The sequence below is a fragment of the Dehalogenimonas sp. 4OHTPN genome (assembly GCF_040448695.1).
GTDB lineage: Bacteria > Chloroflexota > Dehalococcoidia > Dehalococcoidales > Dehalococcoidaceae > Dehalogenimonas.
This window is the reverse complement of the sequence record NZ_CP159307.1, coordinates 1532422-1554916: the sequence shown is the minus strand read 5'-3', so window position 1 is coordinate 1554916 and position 22495 is coordinate 1532422. Positions and strand designations below refer to the sequence as shown.

The 22495-nt window shown below is 57.4% G+C and carries 24 protein-coding genes; 9 read left to right on the top strand and 15 right to left on the bottom strand.

Going from position 1 to position 22495, the window contains the following annotated elements; genetic code table 11:
• Positions 1-3: 3 nt before the first annotated feature.
• Complete coding sequence (gene nusB / locus ABV300_RS08030; protein ID WP_353714340.1) at positions 4-414, top strand: transcription antitermination factor NusB; 411 nt, start codon at positions 4-6, stop codon at positions 412-414.
• A 15-nt stretch (positions 415-429) separates the two neighbouring features.
• Positions 430-687 carry an acyl carrier protein gene (gene acpP, locus ABV300_RS08025; protein WP_353714339.1) on the top strand — a complete coding sequence of 86 codons (258 nt, stop codon included), beginning with the start codon at positions 430-432 and terminating at the stop codon, positions 685-687.
• A 66-nt stretch (positions 688-753) separates the two neighbouring features.
• Here the strand turns inward: acpP and ABV300_RS08020 are convergent, their stop codons facing one another.
• Both ABV300_RS08020 and proB read right to left on the bottom strand, forming a co-directional pair.
• The gene (locus tag ABV300_RS08020) at positions 754-1080 is read right to left on the bottom strand and encodes a hypothetical protein (RefSeq protein ID WP_353714338.1); all 327 of its coding nucleotides are present in this window, start codon (positions 1078-1080) and stop codon (positions 754-756) included.
• A 49-nt stretch (positions 1081-1129) separates the two neighbouring features.
• Positions 1130-2248, bottom strand: coding sequence for a glutamate 5-kinase (gene proB / locus ABV300_RS08015; RefSeq protein ID WP_353714337.1), 1119 nt, complete (start codon positions 2246-2248; stop codon positions 1130-1132).
• A gap of 117 nt (positions 2249-2365) precedes the next feature.
• Between proB and mfd the strand changes: the two genes are divergently transcribed.
• Positions 2366-5800: a transcription-repair coupling factor gene (mfd, locus tag ABV300_RS08010; protein ID WP_353714336.1), complete on the top strand. Its 3435-nt coding sequence runs from the start codon at positions 2366-2368 to the stop codon at positions 5798-5800.
• Between the two features lie 403 nt (positions 5801-6203).
• On the opposite strand, the gene ABV300_RS08005 is transcribed toward mfd, so the two are convergent.
• Genes ABV300_RS08005 through ABV300_RS07990 form a run of 4 tightly spaced genes read right to left on the bottom strand, consistent with a single transcriptional unit; the run spans position 6204 to position 8213 of the window.
• Positions 6204-6773, bottom strand: a complete 570-nt coding sequence (locus ABV300_RS08005; RefSeq protein WP_353715386.1) for a DNA-3-methyladenine glycosylase I — start codon at positions 6771-6773, stop codon at positions 6204-6206.
• 11 nt (positions 6774-6784) lie between these two features.
• Positions 6785-7603: an AAC(3) family N-acetyltransferase gene (locus ABV300_RS08000; protein ID WP_353714335.1), complete on the bottom strand. Its 819-nt coding sequence runs from the start codon at positions 7601-7603 to the stop codon at positions 6785-6787.
• Positions 7604-7607: 4 nt separating this feature from the next.
• Entirely contained in the window at positions 7608-7988 is a 381-nt protein-coding gene (locus ABV300_RS07995) for a metallopeptidase family protein (RefSeq protein ID WP_353714334.1), read from the bottom strand.
• Positions 7989-7994: 6 nt separating this feature from the next.
• Positions 7995-8213 carry a hypothetical protein gene (locus ABV300_RS07990; RefSeq protein WP_133240214.1) on the bottom strand — a complete coding sequence of 73 codons (219 nt, stop codon included), beginning with the start codon at positions 8211-8213 and terminating at the stop codon, positions 7995-7997.
• 125 nt (positions 8214-8338) lie between these two features.
• Here ABV300_RS07990 and ABV300_RS07985 point away from each other — a divergent pair, with 125 nt between their 5' ends.
• Complete coding sequence (locus ABV300_RS07985; protein WP_353714333.1) at positions 8339-9133, top strand: hypothetical protein; 795 nt, start codon at positions 8339-8341, stop codon at positions 9131-9133.
• Between the two features lie 16 nt (positions 9134-9149).
• On the opposite strand, the gene ABV300_RS07980 is transcribed toward ABV300_RS07985, so the two are convergent.
• Complete coding sequence (locus ABV300_RS07980; protein WP_353714332.1) at positions 9150-9467, bottom strand: TfoX/Sxy family protein; 318 nt, start codon at positions 9465-9467, stop codon at positions 9150-9152.
• 3 nt (positions 9468-9470) lie between these two features.
• Entirely contained in the window at positions 9471-10463 is a 993-nt protein-coding gene (locus ABV300_RS07975; RefSeq protein WP_353714331.1) for a TerC family protein, read from the bottom strand.
• 135 nt (positions 10464-10598) lie between these two features.
• Here ABV300_RS07975 and ABV300_RS07970 point away from each other — a divergent pair, with 135 nt between their 5' ends.
• Positions 10599-10928, top strand: coding sequence for a cupin domain-containing protein (locus ABV300_RS07970; RefSeq protein WP_353714330.1), 330 nt, complete (start codon positions 10599-10601; stop codon positions 10926-10928).
• On the opposite strand, the gene ABV300_RS07965 is transcribed toward ABV300_RS07970, so the two are convergent.
• The 5 genes from ABV300_RS07965 to ABV300_RS07945 all read right to left on the bottom strand — a co-directional run bounded on the left by ABV300_RS07965 (position 10929) and on the right by ABV300_RS07945 (position 15203).
• Positions 10929-12323 carry an ATP-binding protein gene (locus ABV300_RS07965; RefSeq protein ID WP_353714329.1) on the bottom strand — a complete coding sequence of 465 codons (1395 nt, stop codon included), beginning with the start codon at positions 12321-12323 and terminating at the stop codon, positions 10929-10931.
• Positions 12320-13003 (bottom strand): response regulator transcription factor, encoded by a 684-nt coding sequence (locus ABV300_RS07960; protein WP_353715385.1) that lies wholly within the window; start codon positions 13001-13003, stop codon positions 12320-12322. Before ABV300_RS07960 ends, ABV300_RS07965 begins: the two co-directional genes overlap by 4 nt.
• 106 nt (positions 13004-13109) lie before the next feature.
• Positions 13110-13475: a hypothetical protein gene (locus ABV300_RS07955; protein ID WP_353714328.1), complete on the bottom strand. Its 366-nt coding sequence runs from the start codon at positions 13473-13475 to the stop codon at positions 13110-13112.
• Positions 13424-13528, bottom strand: coding sequence for a twin-arginine translocation signal domain-containing protein (locus ABV300_RS07950; RefSeq protein WP_353714327.1), 105 nt, complete (start codon positions 13526-13528; stop codon positions 13424-13426). Before ABV300_RS07950 ends, ABV300_RS07955 begins: the two co-directional genes overlap by 52 nt.
• 568 nt (positions 13529-14096) lie before the next feature.
• On the bottom strand, positions 14097-15203 hold the full coding sequence (locus ABV300_RS07945) for an aminopeptidase (RefSeq protein ID WP_353714326.1): 1107 nt from the start codon (positions 15201-15203) through the stop codon (positions 14097-14099).
• Between the two features lie 378 nt (positions 15204-15581).
• Between ABV300_RS07945 and ABV300_RS07940 the strand changes: the two genes are divergently transcribed.
• The 3 genes from ABV300_RS07940 to ABV300_RS07930 all read left to right on the top strand — a co-directional run bounded on the left by ABV300_RS07940 (position 15582) and on the right by ABV300_RS07930 (position 21505).
• Entirely contained in the window at positions 15582-16352 is a 771-nt protein-coding gene (locus ABV300_RS07940) for a prepilin peptidase (protein WP_353714325.1), read from the top strand.
• A gap of 148 nt (positions 16353-16500) precedes the next feature.
• Positions 16501-20250, top strand: a complete 3750-nt coding sequence (locus tag ABV300_RS07935) for a PAS domain S-box protein (protein ID WP_353714324.1) — start codon at positions 16501-16503, stop codon at positions 20248-20250.
• A gap of 112 nt (positions 20251-20362) precedes the next feature.
• The gene (locus ABV300_RS07930) at positions 20363-21505 is read left to right on the top strand and encodes a GuaB3 family IMP dehydrogenase-related protein (RefSeq protein ID WP_353714323.1); all 1143 of its coding nucleotides are present in this window, start codon (positions 20363-20365) and stop codon (positions 21503-21505) included.
• A gap of 49 nt (positions 21506-21554) precedes the next feature.
• On the opposite strand, the gene ABV300_RS07925 is transcribed toward ABV300_RS07930, so the two are convergent.
• Positions 21555-21905, bottom strand: coding sequence for a c-type cytochrome (locus tag ABV300_RS07925; protein ID WP_353714322.1), 351 nt, complete (start codon positions 21903-21905; stop codon positions 21555-21557).
• Between the two features lie 108 nt (positions 21906-22013).
• Positions 22014-22178 (bottom strand): hypothetical protein, encoded by a 165-nt coding sequence (locus tag ABV300_RS07920; protein ID WP_353715384.1) that lies wholly within the window; start codon positions 22176-22178, stop codon positions 22014-22016.
• Between ABV300_RS07920 and ABV300_RS07915 the strand changes: the two genes are divergently transcribed.
• Positions 22135-22458 carry a hypothetical protein gene (locus ABV300_RS07915; protein WP_353715396.1) on the top strand — a complete coding sequence of 108 codons (324 nt, stop codon included), beginning with the start codon at positions 22135-22137 and terminating at the stop codon, positions 22456-22458. The genes ABV300_RS07920 and ABV300_RS07915 overlap by 44 nt on opposite strands.
• Positions 22459-22495: the final 37 nt, after the last annotated feature.

Below are 22495 nucleotides of genomic sequence, written 5' to 3'. Positions count from 1 at the left end.
TCTATGACCAAGCGCCACGAGGCCCGGGTCCTGGCCCTTAAGGTTCTCTATGAAGCGGATATCGCCCGGCATGACGCCGCGGCGGTGCTTGACCGCCAGATAGCCGGCGCCGACCTGCCAGCCGAGAACGACGTTTTCACCCGGGCGCTTGTTGAGGGGGCACTGAAACACCAGGCCGAGGCCGATGGCATCATTACCAGGTTGGCCCCGGCTTACCCTGTGTCACAGCTTTCACCTATTGACCGCAACGTCTTGCGGCTTGCAATCTACGAGCTTTTCCACGATAATAATGTCCCGGTTCGAGTCGCCATCAACGAAGCGGTGGAACTGGCCAAGGAGTTCGGCTCGGAAAGTTCCGCCAAGTTTGTCAACGGAGTGCTGAGTTCAGTGGCGACGCTGGTTCAGCGAGACTGATTCAGGAGGGTATTAGTGGCCACAGTTTTGGAACGCGTCAAGAAAATCGCCGTCGAGCAGCTCTCGGTGGAGGAAAAGGACGTCACCCCGGAGTCCAAATTCACCGATGACCTGGGTGCCGACTCGCTCGACCTGGTCGAGCTAATCATGGCCCTTGAGGAAGAGTTCTCTACCCCGGAAGCCAAGCTGGAGATCCCGGACGAGGAAGCCGAGAAACTGCTCACCGTCAAGGATGTCGTCGATTACGTCAAGGCCAAAGGCGTTAAGGACTAGCCACCCTTTTTTTAACCCTTTTCGCTGGTCGTACGTTCATTCAATATTGAAGTTACGGCGGCTGGGCTATTCTTCAGTAAGCTTGCCGTGGGAACGGAAATTTCCGCCGCCGAGCCGGCCGCGGCCGTTGAAACTGTACTGAAAACGGCCGTTCTTATTTGATGCCGCTCCGCTGCTAAAGACGACAATTTCCCCGCGGGTGCCGTCATCGAACTCAATGATGAACTCCCCGAGCGTCTTTAGTTCTTTGCCGGAGGAGAAATCCCCCCACCACTTGATGCGGGTGAATTTGGTGGCCTGGGTCAGCATCATCTGATAGCGCACATCGGCCACCGGTTTCTCAACGTCCTTGGCGTATAGCCTGGCCGAACCCCCCTGATATCTGACAGTCATTCCTGACCGGTGACCTGTTTCTTGATCGGGTTGCGCCGGTAAGCCATTGTTAGCACACCGCCAGGTTGCTACGGTGAATAATCTCGTCGCCATAGCTGTGGCCTAGCTTACCGGCGATGGCGTCGGAATGCAGGCCTTTGATCTTATCGATCTCGGCGGCGTCGTAGTTGACGATGCCGAATCCCAACTGGGAGCCCCCCGGGGTGATTAGCCGGACAATGTCGCCGCGCTTGAAAACACCTTCGACAGCCTTTATTCCTGCGGGCAGCAGGCTGGAGCATTTCATCACAGCCCGGACTGCACCTTCGTCAATCAGTACACGGCCGCGGGTCGAAAGCCCGGAAACCAACCAGCGGTGACGAGCATCCGGAAATGCCTGGGGAAGAAAGTGGGTCCCGGGGCAGTCTCCGACGGCAATCTGCTCGATAACTTTATCCAACCTTCCGGAAGCAATGATGACATGGACACCTGAAGCCGTGGCCAGTTTAGCGGCTTCGATTTTGGTGATCATGCCCCCGGTGCCAGCCGCACTGCCGGCGCCGCCGGCCAGCGCTTCGATCTCGGCGGTGATCCGCTCGACAACCGGGATGAGCCGGGCTTCAGGGTCGCTCCGTGGATTGGCGGTATACAAGCCGTTGACGTCAGACAGAATAAGCAGCAAGTCTGCGTCAACCAGATTGGCCACCATCGCTGAAAGGCTGTCGTTATCGCCGAATTTGGCTTCTTGAATCTCGTCCACCGCCACCACGTCGTTTTCATTCACAATAGCGATGACGCCAAGTTCCATTATCGCCAGCAGTGTGTTGCGGGCGTTGAGGTAGCCGGAACGGTCGCTCAGGTCGGTCCGGGTTAAGAGCGCCTGCGCCACGGTCAGATCGTGGGCGGCAAATAACCCTTCATAAACATTCATCAAACGGCTTTGTCCCACCGCGGCTAACACTTGCTTGTAGGGAATGTCCCGGTGCTTTTTATAGGCACTCAGCTTCTCTTTCCCGGCGGCGATGGCGCCTGATGTTACGATGATTGCCTGGCTGCCGTGGCGAATAACGGCGGCGACCTGCGCTACCAGGCCGGACATGACCGTTTGATCAAGCTTGCCGGTACCGCCGGTGAGGAGGTTGGTACCTAGTTTGATGACGATACGGCGGTATCGCGGCTTTTCGTTCATAAGGTTCCTGCATTATAGCAACGGCCTTTACCTTTGGACAACCGGTGCCGACGCGTGTAAAATGCCCCACGGGCAGACGCCGGTCTAGCCCGGGGTATTTCCAGAAACAACATACATATGAATCTTAACGGGCTGTTCCCACTGATTACCGAATCTCAGCCTCTCTGTGACTGGCTGTCTGATAACCGCCGAAAGCGGCAGACCATCAGCCGTTTTTCGGTTAACGAGGCTGCCAGGCCGTACTTGATCGGCGCATTGTTTAACCAATTGCGCCGGCCGGGACTGGTGATCACAGCCAACGCCGAAAAAGCCCGCAATCTAACCGAGCAGCTTGCTTTGTGGCTGAGCGAAGATGTTGTACGGCTCTTCCCTGGCCCCGATCTTCTGCCATACCAGCGGGCAGCTGTCGACAGGGGGACTGAACTTGACACGGTTCGCGCGCTGGCTGAAATCGGCGGGCATCCAGTATCGAAACCTTTAATTACCATTGTCGCTCCTGATGCCTTGCTGCGGCCTTTGCCTGATCCGGAGACTTTCAGAGGCAGCTGGATCACTGTTGCTGCGGGTACTGAAACGCCTCCGCTGGAGTTGGCGCGAAAACTCGCAAGCATAGGGTACCGGGCTGAACATCTGGTTGAAACTCCCGGGACTTTTGCCCGGCGGGGCGGCATTATGGATGTTTTTTCGCCCGCCGGCGACAACCCGGTACGCATGGAGTTTTTCGGAGATGTTATCGATAGGATCCACATATTTGACGCCGCTACTCAGCGTTCGCTGAAATCGCTGGATCACGTGAGTTTCAGCCCAGCCACTCTGCTGCTCGAACCGGAACTGCTGCCGTGGATTGACCTGGACGGGATTGCCGAGGAAATGCGCGGCGAGCTGGCTGAAGAACTTGACGGGTTGAAGCGCGGCAACCGGCCGGAAACAGCGGCTTTCTGGGCACCATACCAAAACCGGTCTTCGCTCCTAGAATTCCTTTCACCGGATTCCCTGGTAATTATTGATGAGCCGGTCGCGGTCGAACAAGCCTGGGGAATTCTTAGCCGGGAAGCAGAGACTCTGCGCGCCGAGAAGACCGCCGCGGCCGAACTGCCGGCCGATTTCCCTATGCCTTATCTACCTTGGAAGTCAATAAGTGCAAGCACAGCTTCGTTTCAGACCGCTGAATTGTCTTCGTGGGGATCCGGGGAGGGTGGCGTTATTGAACTGCCGCTTATGCCGGCGCCCAGTTATGCCGGGCGGCTGAATTCATTTTTCACTAGGGTTAATGAGCTTAGAGATCAAGGTTCGCGTCTGGTGGTAGCCAGTTATCAATCTGACCGGCTGAAGGAGCTGTTCTCTGAGGCGGGTGTTCCTTACCACTTCACCAGCAGTCTTGCCGCGCCGCCGGCCGCTGGCACCATTACCCTGGCCCACGCTTTGCTGGATCGGGGATGGGTCCTGGCTGGAACAACCTTCTTTTTTACTGATGCTGAGTTGTTTGGTTTCGTCAAGGAACGCTCTCGCCCTCGCCGAAGCGCTCAGGCACAAAGGCTTTTCCTGCCTGAATTAACTCCGGGAGACTATGTCGTTCATATCGATCATGGCGTCGCCAGATTCGGCGGCATCGTCATTATGGAAGTTTCCGGCGCTCGACGCGAATATTTGCAGTTGGAATATGCCTCCGGGGACCGGTTGTATGTGCCGACGGATCAGGTTGACCGGGTTAGCCGCTACGTCGGCGGTGACGGCGAACCCCCGGTTCTGAACCGTTTGAGTACCCAGGAGTGGGCGCGTTCCAAAGAACGGGCTAAAGCCGCCGCCGAAGAGGTGGCCGCCGAGCTCATCGAGCTTTACGCCGCCCGCCAGGTCGTCCCCGGCTACGCCTACTCACGCGACACGATGTGGCAGCGGGAACTGGAAGGTTCCTTTCCTTACGTGGAGACGCCGGACCAGTCCCGGGCTTTGGCTGAAGTCAAGGAAGACATGGAGAAGCCCATACCGATGGATCGCCTAATCCTGGGCGATGTCGGCTATGGTAAGACCGAGGTGGCGCTGCGTGCCGCCTTTAAAGCGGTCATGGACGGCAAGCAGGTGGCTGTGCTGGTACCGACCACCGTGCTAGCCCAGCAGCATTACTCAACCTTTAAGAGCCGCCTTGCTGCCTTCCCGGTGAAAGTGGGGGTGATTTCCCGCTTCCGTAGCGATAAAGAGCAGAAAGCAATCCTGGAATCTCTGGAGCACGGCGGCATAGATATCCTGATCGGCACCCACCGCCTGCTGCAGCCTGATGTCCATTTCAAGAAGTTGGGTCTCCTCATCATTGACGAAGAACAGCGTTTCGGGGTGATGCATAAGGAGTTTTTGAAGCGGATGAGGCAGGAAGTTGACGTGCTTACTCTGTCGGCTACCCCCATCCCCCGCACCCTGCATCTGTCGCTGGTAGGGGTACGCGACCTGAGCGTCATCGAAACGCCGCCGAACGAGCGGCTGCCGGTCAAGACTTTCGTTTCCGGCTACGACGACCACCTGGTACGCGAAGCTATCCTGCGGGAGAAGGAGCGAGGCGGCCAGGTTTTCTTTGTCCACAACCGCGTTCAAAGCATCTACTTCATCGCTGAGCGGCTCAAGAAACTAGTGCCTGAGGTTTCTTTCATAGTCGGTCACGGTCAGATGCCGGAAGGTGAACTTGAGGTGGCCATGGCCCGCTTTGCCGAGGGCTCGGTCGACGTGCTGGTCTGCACCACCATCATCGAGAGCGGGCTGGACGTGCCCAACGCCAATACCCTAATCGTCAATCAAGCTGACCGTTTCGGTCTAACCCAGCTTTATCAGCTTAGAGGCCGTGTCGGCCGCGGTGCTGTATTGGCTTATGCCTACTTCCTGTATGAGAAGGGTAAGCGTCTCACCGGCGACGCCGAAAAGCGCCTTCGCACCATCTTCGAGGCGGCAGAATTGGGAGCGGGCTACGGTATCGCTATGAAAGACCTGGAGATCCGCGGCGCCGGGTCGCTGCTCGGCACACGGCAAAGCGGGCACATTTCGGCGGTGGGGTTTCACCTCTACACCCAGATGCTCTCCGAGGCGGTGGCTGAACAGAAAGCAATAAAAACCGGCAAGGAAACCGAACTCCTTAAGTCCAGCCAGATACCGCCTCCGACAATCGAACTGCCACTATCGGCCTATATCCCTGACAGTTATATTCCCGAAGAGGCTCTTCGGTTGGGATTCTATAAACGTCTGGCGGCTATACGAAACGAGAAAGAATTGTCCGATTTCGAACGGGAGCTTACCGACCGTTTCGGACCGCCGCCGCCTGAGGCGCAGAACTTGTCTTACATCATTCGCATCAGAATGCTGGGTCTGAAGGTAGGGGTCAAAGCAGTAGGTATGGAGAGCGGCCTGATCGCTATTTCGTTCCTGGCGGGGATCGCGCCTGATCTTAAGAAAATCTCGCCTCTGAAGGACGGCCTCCGCGCTTCGGCCAGCAAGCTGTGGCTGGACTACCTCCGCCTCGGCGGCCGCTGGCGTGACTTGCTGGAGGAAACAGTGTGGCGGCTGGGTAAATGATCCTTATTTTTTTACGCTGAGCACAGGCAACGGATTGACAGATCCGGAATTTCTCTGGTATATAACTTTGCCGAAAAAAGTAAATGGAGGTTGAGTATCGTGGCTTTCCTTGACAGCCAAGTCAAGCAGACTGTATTGGAAAGATCGGGCGGCAAGTGCGAGTGCACTGAAACCGAACACGAGCACGGAGAACCGTGCGGCAACCCATTGGACGCCGAATGCCAGTATGTATTTGCCCCGGACGCGCCCAATAGACTTAAGGTGATCTGCTATTCCTGCTACCGGAAAAGAAAGGCACTGCGGAAAAAGCAGTATTGAGCTGGGATTGGTCTGCCCGTATTGTATGAGGCTCGTTACAGAGCCTCATATATTTTATAGCGGTCAGGATCGTTTCCCGCCGGTATCACGCTCCGGTCATTTGCTTGAACCGGAAGCAGTTTACCAGGTGGTCGTTAACGATACCCACCGCCTGAAGGTGGGCGTAGATAATGGTGGAACCGACGAACTTGAAACCGCGGCGCTTCAGGTCAGCCGAAATTTTGTCTGACAACCCGGTTTTTGCCGGCAGTTCTGCCAGCGAAGTCCAACCGCCGATAACAGGTTTGCCTCCAGTGAAATGCCAGAGATAAGCGTCAAAGCTACCGAATTCGACTTGGACTTCAAGAAACCGCCCCGCGTTGTTTACTGCCGCCCGGATTTTCAAACCGTTGCGGATGATGCCCGGGTTTGACAGAAGTTCGTTGATTCTCATGTCATCGAAAGCCGCCACGGCGGCGGCGTCGAAGCCCGCGAAAGCCTCTCGGAAGGCGGCCCTTTTACGCAGGACGGTCAGCCACGATAACCCAGCCTGAAAGGCTTCCAGTACCAGGAACTCAAAGTGCTGAGCATCGCTGTGAGTCGGCACTCCCCATTCCTCGTCATGGTACCTGATCATTATCTCGCCGCCGGACAAAGGCCAGGGACAGCGCTCGATGTTGTCGTGGATCATTTCCGGTTAGCCTCCAACCAGGCCGTCGCGAAATCCACGAGGTCGCGCACCGGCATTAACTTGGCTTCAGCTAGGCCGATTCGGCCGGTTGTAACCTTGTGTGGGAGGGCCGTCTCAAAGGCAGCTCCGATTTCCGGAAACTTGTCGGACTCCTCCGAAAAATCCTCCAGGATCTTCCAGATACGCCGGCCATTTTCGTTGACTGCCGCCCCGCCGCGCTCGACCTTCTTCCCCGGGAAAATAGCTCGGAATTCGGCCAAATGCAGGGTGGTATTGTTCTCATAACCTACGCCGAGCAACAGTATGAAGCCGCCGATTTCGTACAAACGGCCAAGCGGGGAGGCGTCCCCCAGCGCATAATTCAGGCTGTGATTGGATACGATCCTCGCCGCCAGCGGACCGCGGGCGGCGAACGAAACCTGAGGATGGCTGCTTCGGATGGTCCCTGGCTGCTTTCGGAAAGTCTCAGGTATCGCGCCCATTTTGCGGGTCGGCGTCAATTCCGGATCAAAGGCCGGCGTTTCGGCGCGGATGATATCCCACCACTGGCTCGGTACCGGTGGGCGGCTCCAGAAAGCGGGGTCGGAGTTATCGCTGGTATGGGTCGGCATGACCAGGGTACCTGTTTCGCCGATAGCCGCCTCTAGCGCCATGATGACCGACTGGGCGTTGCCGCATACCCAACCCATGGAGGAGAGAGATGAGTGGACAATGAGTGTCATCCCCGGCCGCACTCCGACACGCCGGAAGTCGTCGGTCAGTGAGCTTATGGTCAACGGCAGCGGATTGTATTTGACCCGGTCGGTTCCAGACAACGGACTACTCTTCTTCCCCTTCCAGCCAGCCAGCCTCGATGTCGTTGAGTTCGTCGTCCGACATGCCGAAGAAATGGGCTACTTCATGTTTGACCGTTTTCTCAACCTGATCAATGATTTCGGCGTCGGTGCGGCAGATAGCTTCGATCGGTTTTTGGAAAATGGTGATTTTATCGGGTAGCACCAGGCTGTACCGTGAATCCCTCTCGGTCAGAGGAACGCCTTCATACAAGCCCAGGAGTTCGGTTTTCTTAGCGCCGGCGCACTGGGATTTGGTAGGGTAGTCTTCGACCAGGACCTCAACGTTATCCATGATTTCCAGGAATTCATCGGGGAGTTTATCTAACGCCTGTTCCACGAGGTCTGCAAAGCGGTTCTTGTCCATCGGGAGTTAATTATTCCGGTAGTTGTCGCCCAGGATATTGCGGATTTCGGTTATGCGGCGTTCCAGCTCGGCGACAGCTTTTTCTAACTCGGCGCGGCGGCGGGAAGCCTCGGTGGTAAACACGCGGGAGATAAGCTGCTTTTGACCCAGGAGCTTGCGGCGTTCCGCCAGCAGTTCTTCCTCTTCCTTGCGGAACTCCCATTTGTAGTCTTCAAGGTTAGGCATGGCGTCCTCGTCGGGGTGAATTATACAGCAATCCACCTCAGCCATGACAACGCGACACTTACAGCCCGTTTTCCAGCAGGCTTATTGACACTTGGCGAAGGGGGTATAATGGGTCGAGGGGTGAAATGAAAAGAACCGGGTATCTTAGGACAAGCTTCATATTTTTCGGCATTCTGTTGCTGATCGCCGTACCCGGCTGTGACAGCGCAGGCACTAAAAACATCGTCGTTACGCCGTCAACCTTTGCCCTCTACGCCGTCGAGGGTTTTGATCTATTGCCGGCAGACTTCCTGGTGACAGTTGGGGGCGGTGAGGTTGAATGGAATGTCTCCTCGGACCAGCCGTGGCTGTGGGTTTATCCGTCATCCGGGAAGGCCACCAAGTCGCTCACAATTTTCGCCGACACTGATAATCTTGAGCCCGGTATTTATAACGCGAACTTGACCCTGCGCGCCTTTGAAGGCCAGGGCGTGGTCCAGCAATTCCCGGTGCTTGTCACAGTTTTTAAGATTGGCCAGCCGTTTACCGTAAGTTTCAAGGAAGGAAGCGGAACGGCTTGGGGCAGCGGCGGTTTTACCTTGTCCCAGGGGCGGCTCGACGTCGGAGTCTTAGAGCATGACGTGATATCGCTAGCATTGAACCGGGTGGTAAAAACCGGCGAAATATGCCTTTTTGCTAGCCTGACCTTGAATAATACAACCGACGAAGAGTGGCAGTTGCTTTTCGATGTCGGGGGATACACCTCTCTTGGCGGGCAGGCATCCTGGATGCTTTTCAACGGGCCTGTTATCGGGAAGGCGGCTATCAGCGTGCCGGCTAAACAGAGCAGGGAAATCAGGGTGCCCATCAGCTGGAGCCTGGGTATCGACAGTGTCCAGGTGAATGCTGTGGTCTACCCGGCCTATCCTCCGATTCCGTGAAGCGGGCGGCAGACTACTATTTTTTCTTCATCGGAGCGGTATGGGCGATGGTTACCGATTTTCTAGCCCATTCAACCTGTTCGGCAGTGTCCTCGAAAACATCGGCGGGGACGTTCCAGTAAGGCATCGGCTTGTATTGCCGGCTGCCGGTCTTGACATAATCTTCGCGGTTGGAGTCGTCGGCTTTCAAATACATGACGTCGTTGGAGATTAGTCCGAACATTTCGCCTTCATGGAAGACACCGAAGCCGCCGAACATGCTCCTGCCGGTGACGGCCCCCAGGGGCGCCAACTTTTCCAGGACCAGCTCGAGGAATACATTTGAGGCGGGCATTAGCTATTCCTCCTTCCTGATTTCATCAATGACGCATGTCGCGCCATCTTCCTTCGGCGAGCAGGACAGGTCAGGCTCTGGTCTGGGCTCTGGCGGCCGCCGCAGGGAAGCGATGACCGCTGCGGCCAGAATCGAGGCGATTATCGCCAGCGACAGGAATGTGGGGATGTGCAGGATATCGGAAAGAACCATCTTGACGCCGAGGAAGATCAGCACCGCGGACAGCCCGTAGTGCAGGTAGTGGAGGCGTTCGGCGAAACCAGATAAAGCGAAATAGACTGAGCGCAGGCCCATGATGGCGAACATATTTGAGGTATAGACGATAAACGGGTCGTCGGTGATAGCCAGGATAGCCGGGATGGAGTCAACGGCAAAGATGATGTCGGTCAGGTTAATGGCGGCAAATACCATGAACAAGGGCGTCGCCAGGCGCCGCCCGTTTTCCAGGGTGAAGAATTTACCTCCGTGGTATTTGGGCGTCATCGGCAGGATTTTACACAATAATTTCACCACCGGGTTGGCTTCTGGATGAGGATTGTCTTCTTTTTGCATACCCATGCGGACGCCAGTGAAAATCAGGAAAGCCCCGAATACATAAACCATCCATTCCAGGGCATGGAACAGGGCAATGCCGCCGACGATGAACGCCGCCCGCAGCACAATAGCGATCAGGATGCCCCAGAACAAGACGCGGTACTGGTGCTCCTTCGGCACACAGAAATAGGTGAAAAGCATCAGGAAGACGAAGAGATTGTCTACTGAGAGCGATTCTTCGACGAGATAGCCGCTGAAGAAATCCAGGGCGGAGCCTGAGCCTTCAAAGTACCAGATGCCCAGGCCGAAGATGATCGCCAGGCCGACCCAGAAAGCCGTCCACCGCAGTGATTCCTTCATTTGAATCACGTGCGCCTTTCGGTGGAAGACAAACAGGTCAAGCATGAGCATTGTGACCAGGAAAATGTTGAATCCGACCCAGTGCCAGATAGTTACGTCCATTGCCTTCCTTATGCTCTCAAACCCGAAGTGGGGTAATCAGGGCGTGCCGAAGGCTGAGTATATCCCAGCCTGAGATTATTGTAAATCTGGTGATGTGGTAGACTTTAGGTCACTACAACTGTTGAGGAGATAAAAATGGCGGAAACTCAATCGATCATCGGCCACGCCGCGGCTATGGCCAAACTGGTGGCATACCAGCCCGGCGCCGTGGTCAGCCGTACACTGACTGACCGTCCCGCCGGCACGATTACGCTGTTTGCCTTTGACGCCGGCCACGGACTGTCTGAGCATTCGGCGCCCTTCGACGCTTTTGCATATATCGTTGACGGCGAATCTGAAATTAGCATCGGCGGCGAGAAGCACCGGGTCATCGAAGGTCAGGCGATCATCATGCCCGCAAACATCCCTCATGCCCTGAAAGCGGTAACGGCGTTCAAGATGCTGCTGGTGATGATCCGTTCGTAGTCAGTCTTGTGTTTTGGCTGTTAAGCCCGCCGCAGGCAGGGTGATATGGAATGTCGAACCATAGCCGGGGCGGCTTTCGACGCCGACCCGGCCGTGATGGGCGGCCACCATCTGTTTGACAATTGCCAGTCCCAGTCCGGCGCCATTGCCCTCGGCTCGGGCGCGAGAATCTTCGACGCGGTAGAACCGGTCGAAAATATGTTTCAGTTGCTCGACGGTCATGCCCTCGCCGGTATCCGTCACCGCGGCGGTTACCGCTGGAGTTCCTTCGAGCGTGTCGGGATTAAAAGAGACAGCGATCCGGCCGCCGGCCTGGGTGTGGCGGATGGCGTTGGAAAACAGGTTGGCGAAAACCTGTTCCAACCGCACCCAGTCCCCCGTTACTGAGGGCAGGGCTTCAGCCGCTTCTGAAATCAGGGAGATGCCTTTGGCCTCGGCCAGTGGCTTGAACTGTTCCGCTTTTCGGCGGACCAGGTCTGCCAGGTCAACCGCTGACAGTTCCAATTTCAGCTCGCCGGCTTCGGCCAGGGACAGGTCGCGGAGATCGGCGATCAGTCTGGTCAGGACTTGAGCTTCGCTCTTAATGATTTTTAATTGCTTTTCATCGGCGGGCAGGACGCCGTCGCTGATCGCGTCAACCGTACCGCTGATGATCGTTAAGGGTGTCCTGAGTTCGTGAGCGACATCGGCAAGCAGCCGTTTGCGGGCTTCCTCGCTATGCTGCAGCGAACCCGCCATGGCATTGAAAGATTCCGCCAGCCGACCGGTTTCGTCGCCGCTGTCGATCCTCACTCTATAGCCGAGGTTGCCGGAGGCAATTTCCCTGGCGCCGGTGTCAAGCGCACGGAGAGGCCGGATGAAATTTCGGGCCAGGATGACGGCGAGGACGACGGCGAGGACGACGGCGATACCGCCGGAAAGCCACAACCAGCGGTTGGTTTGATTCAGGAAAGCCTGTTCGGCGGCGACCCCGGTTTGCCCGACGTAGAAAGCCTGACCCACGATCTGTCCCCCGCCGCCGCCCATGCCGCCTTGGAATCCCATCATGGTGCGGATGGTATAGCCGCCGTTCAAATCAGTCTGGCTGAGATTAGCCCCGGTTAATTCGCCGGCGGTATCGCCGACAATCTGCCCGGAACTGTCAGCAACAACCAACCGGTCGCCGGTGTTGGCCACCAGCTGCGGCAGCAGGTTTTCAACGCCGTTCCATGACCGGTTCTGGGCGTAAAAAACAGCCAGCGTCCGGCTGACTGTTTCAATAAAAGCCGGGCTGGTTTCGATATAAGATTGAAACTGCCGGCTGGTATTCAGGTTGGTGATGATCGCCATAATGCCAATGGCGATTACGGCTACCATTACAAGCGCCGCGCCCAGCTTCCAGGCTAGGCTTCTCACTTCGGTTCCTCTAATTTATAGCCAGCCCCGTAAATGGTGTGGATGTACGAGGGTTTGGAGGCGTCGGGCGTCAGTTTACGCCGGAGATTCTTAATATGGGAGTCTATTGTCCGTTCGTAAGCCTCGTATGAATCGCCCTGGAGCCGGTCTAATAGTTCGCTCCGGGAGAAGACCCTCCCCGGGTGGGCGGCCAGGAGGCGCAGCAGTTCAAATTCGGTAGTTGTCAGTTCCACCTGCCTGCCGCCGGCGGTGACCTGCCGCCGTTCCAGGTCAATAGTCAGGCTCCCTGCCTGAATGAGGCGATTTTCGGATTTGGGCTCTGACCGGCGCAATATGGCTTTGGCTCGGGCCACCAGTTCCCGTCCTTCGAACGGTTTGGTCAGATAGTCGTCGGCGCCCAATTCCAACCCCACGATTTTATCGGTCAGTTCATCCCTGGCGGTCAGCATGATAATGGGGATGTCGGACTCCTTGCGGATCGCCCGACAGACCTCATTGCCCGAGAGGCGCGGCAGCATCAGGTCCAGGATTATGAGGTCAGGTTTTTCCTGGCGAAAAGTCTTCAAAGCCGTTTCGCCGTCGAACGCGGTGATCACCCGGTAGCCTTCTCTTTCGAGGTAAGCCCGGACGATGTCCACAATCTTCTTTTCATCGTCGACGACCAGAACTTTTCTAATCACGTTCATAATATTAGCCCCGGTTAAAAATAAGGGCAAATAAAATAGACCGGATGCCGGGCGGCTGATCCGCCCGGCATCCCCAACGTAAAAACAGTCGGGATGAAGATTAACGCCGCATTCCGCCAAAGCCGCGCATGCCGCCTGAGGCTGGAGCGGCGCCGTCATCGGCCGCAATGCCGCAACCGAAACCGCGGGGGCCGAGGCTCGACTTGATCTGCAGGCGCATGTTAGCCTCCATGTTTTGCAGCATCAGGTTAGCCTGTTCCTGAGTTAGCCTGCCGGCGGCGACCGCCGCGGTCAGGGCTTCTTTACGGGGTTCGAGCAGGACGCTGATCAAGGCGTCTTCGCTGATACCCTTGGAAGCGGCGATCTCGGCCAGCGTCTTGCCGTCGGTACGGAGCTGGTGCAGTTCTTCAGCGGTTATGCCCAGCAGGTCGGTAAGGACGTCGGAGTTCCCGCCGAAGCCGCGCATGCCGAAACCGCCGCAAGTCCCAGCGCCCGGCGCCGGGTCGGTGGTCTGAGCAAAGGCGAAGGTGCCCGCTCCGGCAATCAGGGCGATGCTCACGGCCACAATGGCTGCTGTTTTCCAGGTTTGTTTCATCTTTCTCATCTCCTTCCATTATTTGGTGGTAATTCCATGTTATCAAGGCTTTGTGGAGAGAGTATGAATTTAATCTGATGATAATAAGGATTAGAGACATCAGCAGCGGTTCACGGCGGGCCGGCGCGTCAGCCTCTAATACGAGTGATGTAAGTCACTTACATAAAGAAACTTTAACTGTACAATATGGCCGTCTCGGAACTGAATGAGACACGGAGGTAACTGAATTGTATAGAATAAAAAGCTGCCCGCGTTGCCATTACGGTGATGTCTACGAGGACGCCGATGAATATGGAGCGTACGAACAGTGCTTTCAGTGCGGTTGGGTTAACTACCCCAATCGGCATGTGACTCAGGCGCAGGCCGAAGTCGAGAAACGCCTGCCTGTCTCCAGTTCACGGGGTGAACGCCGCCGCGTATGGTAATCGGTGACCGCAAGTAAAATGCCCCCTCGCAAGAGGGGGCATTTGTTTTTGGTGGATCAGCCGCCATTTAAAAATCGATAACGAACCTGCCGTCCTTGTACAGCAGGTCGCCGTCAACGGTGATCTGCCCGCCCTGCCGCAGGTCGCAGACCATATCCCAGTGAATGGCTGATTCATTGACCGATCCCGTTTCCGGGTAGCCGGCGCCGAGCGCCAGGTGGAAGCTGCCGCCGATCTTTTCATCGAAGAGGATCTCGCCGGTGAATTTGGTGATGCCTTCGTTGGTGCCGATAGCGAACTCTCCCAACCGCCGGGACCCCTCGTCGGTATCGAGGGTCTTTAACAGGAATCCCTCGTTTTTCTCCGCGGTAGCTTTTACTACCTTGCCGTTCTCGAACCACAGCCTGACGCCGGTGACCTCCCGCCCGCTCTCGATGGCGGGGTAGGAGAAGTAGACGTGGCCGTTGGCAGAGTCCTCCACCGGGCCGGTGAAGACCTCGCCGTCGGGCATGTTGTTCTCGCCGTCGCACTTGATAAACTTGCGGCCTTTGATGGACAGTTTCAGGTCAGTCTCCGGGCCGGTGATGTGGACGCTCCTGCGGCCTTTCAGCCAGTCGACTACCTTCTGCAGCCGGTCGCTCTGCTTCTTCCAGTAACCGATAGGATCGGAGAGGTCTGGCATGCAGGCGCCGTAGACGAAGTCTTCGTATTCTTCCAGGCTCATTTCAGCGTCCTGGGCCATGGCGGCGGTGGGGAAGGGGGCTACCACCCAGTTCAACTCGCCGGCGGCGGAACGTTTCATCATCGTCTTCATCAGACCGGAGCGCGCCCGGTCGAAGAGGACTATCTTTTCCGGGGCGATCGTGGACAACTTCTTCGTATTGTCGTCAGCCAGGATGGCGAATCGGGCGTCGTACTCCTCGGCGACATAGCGCTGCGGCTGGTGGACATACTGGAGCTGCTCGTCCGAGCCGTGGCGGTAAAGCAGGTCCTCGAAGTCACCGCGCTGCAGGATAAACGGCAGGCCGCCGGCCTTCAAAACCTCCAGGTAGATAGCCCGGGTCAGCGGCAGGGCGGCCGCCGGGGCGTTGATCACCACCTTGTCGCCGTCCTTGATTTTGGTGGAATACTTGACTAGAAGCTCGGCCAGTTTCTGGATGCGGGGGTCGGCCATGATATTCTCCTTATAATTCTATATGGAAGATATTCTAGTCCCCCCGGGGGGTTGAAGCAAGGTATTCCGGTCAAGTGCGTCGCGGGCTGTGCGTTTGTGTGACGCGTTATTGATATAAAAAACGATTGAAACGATTCGCTGCGGCGAAGATGGACGAGGAGGAGCGGCGCCGCAGTTGTGGTACACCTGTGCTGATATTCATACGGGTATTATAGCACTAGTGTTCCCTGTACTGTCAATCGAGTTTTGTCGTTTTCGGCGCAATATTTTGCGCCATTGTTCCTGAACGAAATATTGACCTGCGCCGAGATTCTTGACCTCCGCTCTGCTCATCTCAAGGGTTGACTTAACACCTTGAACCCGCCACAATGTGCGCCAATGGAATTTGCCTATGCTGTCGTCTTCTTCCTCTTCGGCGCCGTCATCGGCAGTTTTCTGAATGTCCTGTGCGACCGGCTGCCGCAGGAGGAGTCGGTCGTTTCCCCGCCTTCAAAATGCCCCGGCTGCGGCCGCCGCCTGTCGCCGCTGGACATGATCCCCATTTTCTCGTGGCTGGTCCTCCGCGGCTGCTGCCGCACCTGCGGCAGGCAAATACCGGCAAGGGTGTTTTGGGTTGAACTCGTGACCGCCGCGGTTTTCGGCGGTCTGTACCTGCATCTGGGCTTAAACCTGACGCTGGCGGCCGCCCTCATTTATGCCTCACTCACCATCGTTATCTTCGTCATTGACATGGAACACCAGCTCATCCTTAACGGCATACTGCTGCCGGCCATAGTGATGGCTTTGGGAGTCAGCCTTTTAGACAGCCGGATTGACCTGGCGCCGTCACTGCTGAATGCCGTCATCGGCGGCGCCGCGGGATTCGGCATCTTCCTGCTGGTGTATATCCTGTCCCGAGGCGGCATGGGCGAGGGCGATGTCAAACTGGGCGCCTTCGCCGGGCTGGTCACCGGCTGGCCGAACGTCATCGCCGCGGTTATCATGTCGTGGATTCTTGGCGGCCTGGTGGCTGTTGGCTTGCTGGCTTTTAAACGCAAAGAACGGCGGCAGGCCATCGCCTTCGGGCCGTTCCTGGCGCTGACCACCTTCATCACTTTCCTGTGGGGCGGGCCTATCATCGACTGGTACCTGGACGTATTTCTTCCGTGAACCAGGGTCATTACATTTTTTGACTGAGGTGTAAATAAAGCTTATACTGGGGCGTTTATTCTGGTACTAGTACCTGATCGGCACCAGGATCCGTGGCGCTGGTTAAAGCTTGTCCGGTTCGTCCAAGCGGTCGCACCAACAGCATAAGATGACGATCAGCAGACAAAAAATCCTACTCATCACTCCGCTCGCCGCCGGCGCCCGGGAGGTCAACGACCTTTTGGCGCGATTTGGCGGCGAACGTTTTATTGTCGAATCGGTGTCCCAAATTGAGGCCGCTCTGGAGGCGGTCGAGGGCGGCCGGCACACCGACCTGCTCCTCTTGGATACCAACGGCGCCGATGGAGCCGCGCTGGATATCGTCCGGGCAGCCGTCCGACGGGCGCCTCAGGTGCCTCTGGTAGTCTTAAGCGGCGAATCCGGCGGTACCGCCGCGGCCGAATACCTCAAAGCCGGCGCCGGCGAAGTAGCGGCGCTAAAGGACGGCGGCGCGTCTCTGGTGCAGGCGCTTGACGTGGCCGTCGAACGCCATCGGAAGGAACAGTCGCTGAGGCAAGCCCAGCGGCGGCTGGAAGCCATGGGTGAAGTGCTGGGCTTCGGGCGCTGGGAAATCCTGCTTGATGAGATGAAAGTTGTCGCCTCGGAAAGCGCCCGTATCATATACGGGTTGGAGGGGACCGAATGGACGCTGTCACAGGTGCAGGCGGTGCCGCTGCCGGAGTACCGGACCGGCCTGGACCGCGCCCTGTCCGAATTGATCGGCGGCGGTAAGCCTTACAATGTGGAGTTCCGCATCAGGCGCCCCAATGACGGGCAAACCGCCTGGGTGCAGTCGGTGGCTGAATATGACGCCGCCGAGCGCCGCGTTTTCGGCGTCATCAAGGACATCACCCAGGCCAAAAACGCCGAAGAGGCGCTGCGGGAATCGGAACACCGGTACCGGCTGCTGGCGGAAAAAACCACAGATGTAATTTGGACCATGTCTTTTAACGGGCGGTTTACCTACGTCAGTCCATCTGTTTACCAGCTCCGGGGCTTCACGCCGGAAGAAGTGATGCGGCAATCCATTGAAGAGGCGGTTTGCCCTGATTCGGCGGCGGTAGTGCGCCAGGGGTTGGCCCAGGCAATTTCCGCGGCTGATGCCGGCCGTAGCCTCGGGCCGGCGTACCTGGAGATAGAGCAGCCGCGAAAAGACGGCGGCACTGTTTGGACCGAGGTGTCCGTCAGCGTCGTCAAAGATGAAGGCCGGCCTTCCCATATCCTGGGCGTTACCAGGGACATCACCGAACGGCGCCGCATACAGGCCGAACTCAAAGAGCGTGAGGCGGAGCTGGCGGCTATTTTCAAGGCGGAACCGGTAGGCATCGTGGTTTCAGTAGACCGGGTGATCTGGGAGGTCAACGATGCCGCTTGCAACATGTGCGGTTACCAGCGGGAAGAACTGGTTGGCCATTCGTCCAGGGTCCTTTATTCCAGCGACACCGACTACCGAAGGCTGGGCGATCAACTTCACGCCGGGCTTGAAAGCGCCGGACGCGTTACCCTGGAGATGCCGGTAAGGCGCAAAGACGGATCGGTTTTCCAGGCGATTGTATCGGGCGCTGTTCTGGAAAAAAACGACCTGTCACGGGGCGTTGTCTTCGCCATTCAGGACATCACCGAGAGAAAGCTATTTGAAACCTCTCTCAAGGAGAGGGAAGCCAAACTGGCGGCCATATTCCGTGCCGCGCCAGTGGGCATCGCCGTCGCTGTCGGGCGGGTGATTGTAGAAGCCAACGAAACTATGTACCAGATGGCGGGCTACAGCCGGGAAGAGTTGATCGGCCGGAGCACCCGGATTTTATATGACAGCGACGCTGAATATGAAAAGGTCGGCACTGAGTTGTATTCACGGCTGCAGGCGAGCGGTCAAATGACCGGAGAAATAACGGCCCGGCGCCGCGACGGAAGTCATTTCCCGATGCTGCTCTCGGCCTCGCCTCTGGATATGGCTGACCTTTCCAGGGGCATCGTTTTTACTTCAATGGATATCTCTGAACAGAAAAAAACCGAAGAAGCGATCAGGCTGTCGGAGGAAAAGCACCGTCTGCTGTTCAACAGCTCCAACGACGCCGTGTTCTTCCACGATGAACAAGGCCGCTTTATTGAAGTCAACGACCGGGCTTGCCAGGTGCTCGGCTACCGGCGCGATGAATTACTGGGAATGACTGTGGCGGACATTGATGACTCTGCGGTTAAACTCGAATCCAGGGTGGTTGAACAGATGGCCGCCTGCGGTTCCGCCGTATTCGAGCAGGTGCATATAGCTAAAGACGGCCGGCGCATTCCGGTTGAAATCAATGCCCGGCAGATACAGCTCGGCGGGCGGCAAATGGTGCTGTCGGTGGCCCGAGATATTACCGAGAGAAAAAAAGCCGAGGCGGAGCTCCGGCGCTCGATGTCCCTTTTGGCTGCCACTCTTGAAGCTACTGCCGACGGCATCCTGGTGGTCGGCCTTGACGGCAAAGTTCAGCGTTATTCCAGCCGTTTCGCCAAGATGTGGGGCATCCCCAAGTCCCTGATGGCCAAGGGGGATGACAATGCCCTCCTTGACAACGTGCTTAGCCAGCTGGCGGAGCCCCAACAATTCCTGGATAAGGTTCACGAGCTCTACGCTCACCCGTCAAGGTCCAGTTTTGACACCCTGCTCTTCAAAGACGGCCGTGTCTTCGAGCGCTATTCCCGGCCGCAGAAAATCGGAGAGCAAATTGTCGGCCGGGTTTGGAGTTTCCGAGATGTCACCCAGCATCAAACAATGGAGGACCAGCTGCTAAGAGCCTCCGAGGAGTGGCGGGCGACTTTCGACGCCATTTCCACCCCTGTTTCCATTCAGGACCGTGATTTCAAGATCCTTCGAGTGAATAAAGCCTTCGCTGAAAAGCTTAACTCAACGCCGGAAGAACTCATCGGAAAAACCTGTTTCGAAGTTTCCCACGGCACCGATGAGCCGGTGCACGATTGCCCTCACCTGCGAACTCTGGACAACGGCCAGCCGGCTGAGGTCGAAATCCACAACGCGGCAAAGGGAACTTATACCATCGTTTCAACCTATCCCATGTTCGGTCCCGCCGGAGAGGTGGTTGCCACTGTCCACATCGCGCAGGATATTACCGAACGCAAGAAGATGCAGGAAAAGCTGATGGTGACCAACCGGCTGGCTTCGGTCGGCGAACTGGCGGCTGGCATCGCCCATGAGATCAACAATCCCCTCACCGGCGTCCTCGGTTTCTCTGAACTGGCGCTGTCGGCTGACCTGCCTGACAGCGTCCGCGCTGACATTGAAATTATTCACTCAGAAGCGCGACGGGCGGCTGACGTGGTTAAAAACTTGCTTATTTTCGCCCGGCGGCACCAGCAGGCCAGGGCGCCCCTTTCAATCAACGACGTCATCACTCGGACGCTGGTGCTGAGGGCTTACGAGCAAAAAATCCACAATATAGAAGTGATCACCGACCTGGACCAGGAATTGCCGGAGATCACCGCGGATTATTTCCAGCTTCAGCAAGTGTTTTTGAACATCATTAACGCCGAATTTTTCATGATCCAGACACACCATCGCGGCCGGCTGGTGGTAACCACCCGCTTCCTCCCTGATGAAGGGGTGATCCGCATTAGCTTTGCGGATGACGGTCCGGGGATACCCGCGGATGTGCTGCCCCGGCTTTTCGATCCCTTCTTTACCACCAAGGAGGTGGGCCAGGGCACCGGCCTGGGCCTGTCCATCAGCCACGGCGTGGTACAGAGCCACGGCGGCAAGATATGGGCTGAGAGCCAGCAGGGCGCGGGCGCCACTTTCTTTATTGATTTGCCGCTCCGGCCGCCGGAATCTTCCCCGGAACAGGCCGGCATCATCGTCTAGTAATCTGCCGGCGCGACGGCGTGGCACCCGGCCCGAGGCGGCTTTTTACCTGTTTATCTTGACCCTCCGGACATCATTTGTTATAGTTACCCTTCAAACAAGGAGGCCAGAAGTGACCCACCCCCAGTTCAAAGAATTACGCCGTTCATATGGATTCGATGAGGTTGCCATCGTCCCCGGCGATGTGACCATTAATCCCGAACAGACCGATATCGGCTTCAAGATCGGCGAGGTGGCCTTCAAAATACCTGTTGTCGCCTCGGCGATGGACGCTGTCACCGACGTCAAGATGGCGGTCAGGATGAGCCAGCTCGGCGGCCTGGCAGTGCTGCACGGCGAGGGCATCCAGGCACGCTACCACGACGCCGAAGCGGTTCTGGCTGAGATCGCCGAAACGCCCCAGTCCGAAGTCACCGCCCTGCTTCAAAAGATCTACACCGAACCTATCAAAGATGATCTGGTCGCCGAACGGGTCAAGGCTGTCAAAGCCGCCGGCGGCACCGCCGCCGTAGCCGTCATGCCGGCCAACGCCAAGCGGCTGGCCCCGGTCATCGCCGAAGCCGGCGCCGATATCCTGGTCGTCGCCTCCACCGTCACCACCGCCCGCCATATCTCCAAAAGCTACCGCGGCCTCATCTTCTCCGAGCTTTGCGCCAGCCTCAAGATTCCGGTCATGGTCGGCAACTGCGTCAGCTACTCCGCCACTCTTGAACTGATGCGCCAGGGCGTGGCTGCGATCCTGGTAGGCGTCGGGCCCGGTGCCGCCTGCACCTCCCGTGAAGTTCTTGGCCTGGGCGTGCCGCAGATCACCGCCACCATGGACTGCGCCGCCGCGCGGGAGGCTTATCTGGCTGAGACCGGACGCTATGTTTCGATTATAACCGATGGCGGTTTCAAGAAAGGCGGCGACTTCTGCAAAGCCATTGCCGCCGGCGCCGACGCTGCCATGTTCGGCTCCATCATCGCCCAGGCCAAAGAGGCGCCGGGTCACGGCTACCACTGGGGTATGAGCCATCCGCACCCATCGCTGCCCCGCGGCACCCGCATCAAGGTGGGCACCACCGCGCCGCTGGAGCAGATACTTTTTGGTCCCACCTCAGTCGTCGACGGCTCCCAGAACTTCGTCGGCGCTCTCCGGACGGTTATGGGCGTCTGCGGCGCCGCTACCATCCGCGACATGCAGCGGGCGGAAATGGTCATCGCTCCGGCCATCACCACCGAGGGCAAGAGCTACCAGTTGTCTAAATGCGTTTAACTCGACACTCGGGATAAAACTGAAGAGGGGCGAAAGCCCCTCTTCCTGTTTACGGCGTCTTCAGAAAGGTGGCCAGGAGGTTGCGTTCGGCGGAAGACAGCGGTACCGGGGAATGGGTTGAAATCCAGACCACCAGGGCGTTTTCAGTTTTCCCGCTGATGCGCGGAGAATTAACGCTGATATCCGGAGCCAAAGTCGTGCCGGTCCGGTTGACGCCGTGGCAGGAGGCGCAGGTATTGGAATAAATCAGGGCGCCCCCGCTGAGGGTGCCGGTCGGCGGGTTTGAAGTTGTCGGTTGGGTAGTGGGCGTGCCGCCGCCGCAGGCTGACAGGCCGATACCGGTTAATATCAAACCGGCGGCGGCTATTGAACGCAGTCCCTTGTTTTTCAGGTTATTCATTGATTTCCTCCGAAAAAAGCTCTCCCACTTAATGTAGCAATAAAATATTCCATTTCAAAACAAAAAAGAGGCTTGAAAAGCCCCTTTTTTGGTATCAGGTTTACGACTTCAGGGGTTTTTCAGGAAAGCTGCCAGGGCAGCCCGTTCAGGGTTGGTCATGTTGATGCTCGTGGCGTGGCCGGAAAGGAACATCGCCAGCTGGGCTTCGGTCCGGTTGACGATGAAATTCATGGTAGGCGGAATCGCCGGCCCCAGCACGGTGGTTCCGGACATCACCCCTTGCCGGTTGGCGCCGTGGCAGGCCGCGCAGCTGCTGGCATATAGAGCTGCGGCGTTGATGGATGGCGGCGGAGTCGTGGTCGGGGCAGGCGTGGTAGTCGGCGTGGTGGTCGGCGTGGTGGTGGCTGCGGTCGTCGGAGCAGTTGTCGGCGGGTTTGTCGTCACGGCCGGGGGATGGCTGGTGGTCGCGGCCGGATCTCCGCCGCCGCAGCCTGAAAAGGCGAGGGCGCAGGTTAAAAGAATTGCGGTCAGGCGCCAAACAAGCCGAAAATAATTCTTATTCATCGAGCGTTACTCCAAGATGCGGCAAC

Coding starts and splice junctions, on each gene's coding strand:
- ABV300_RS07970 (WP_353714330.1), top strand. CDS start 10,599: ATGGCGGAAACTCAATCGATCATCGGCCACGCCGCGGCTATGGCCAAA.
- ABV300_RS07985 (WP_353714333.1), top strand. CDS start 8,339: ATGAAAAGAACCGGGTATCTTAGGACAAGCTTCATATTTTTCGGCATT.
- ABV300_RS07915 (WP_353715396.1), top strand. CDS start 22,135: ATGGTAGGCGGAATCGCCGGCCCCAGCACGGTGGTTCCGGACATCACC.
- ABV300_RS07920 (WP_353715384.1), bottom strand. CDS start 22,178: ATGTCCGGAACCACCGTGCTGGGGCCGGCGATTCCGCCTACCATGAAT.
- ABV300_RS07940 (WP_353714325.1), top strand. CDS start 15,582: ATGGAATTTGCCTATGCTGTCGTCTTCTTCCTCTTCGGCGCCGTCATC.
- nusB (WP_353714340.1), top strand. CDS start 4: ATGACCAAGCGCCACGAGGCCCGGGTCCTGGCCCTTAAGGTTCTCTAT.
- ABV300_RS07945 (WP_353714326.1), bottom strand. CDS start 15,203: ATGGCCGACCCCCGCATCCAGAAACTGGCCGAGCTTCTAGTCAAGTAT.
- proB (WP_353714337.1), bottom strand. CDS start 2,248: ATGAACGAAAAGCCGCGATACCGCCGTATCGTCATCAAACTAGGTACC.
- ABV300_RS07990 (WP_133240214.1), bottom strand. CDS start 8,213: ATGCCTAACCTTGAAGACTACAAATGGGAGTTCCGCAAGGAAGAGGAA.
- ABV300_RS07980 (WP_353714332.1), bottom strand. CDS start 9,467: ATGCCCGCCTCAAATGTATTCCTCGAGCTGGTCCTGGAAAAGTTGGCG.
- ABV300_RS07955 (WP_353714328.1), bottom strand. CDS start 13,475: ATGCGCGGCTTCGGCGGGAACTCCGACGTCCTTACCGACCTGCTGGGC.
- ABV300_RS07935 (WP_353714324.1), top strand. CDS start 16,501: ATGACGATCAGCAGACAAAAAATCCTACTCATCACTCCGCTCGCCGCC.
- ABV300_RS07925 (WP_353714322.1), bottom strand. CDS start 21,905: ATGAATAACCTGAAAAACAAGGGACTGCGTTCAATAGCCGCCGCCGGT.
- ABV300_RS07975 (WP_353714331.1), bottom strand. CDS start 10,463: ATGGACGTAACTATCTGGCACTGGGTCGGATTCAACATTTTCCTGGTC.
- mfd (WP_353714336.1), top strand. CDS start 2,366: ATGAATCTTAACGGGCTGTTCCCACTGATTACCGAATCTCAGCCTCTC.
- ABV300_RS08020 (WP_353714338.1), bottom strand. CDS start 1,080: ATGACTGTCAGATATCAGGGGGGTTCGGCCAGGCTATACGCCAAGGAC.
- ABV300_RS07995 (WP_353714334.1), bottom strand. CDS start 7,988: ATGGACAAGAACCGCTTTGCAGACCTCGTGGAACAGGCGTTAGATAAA.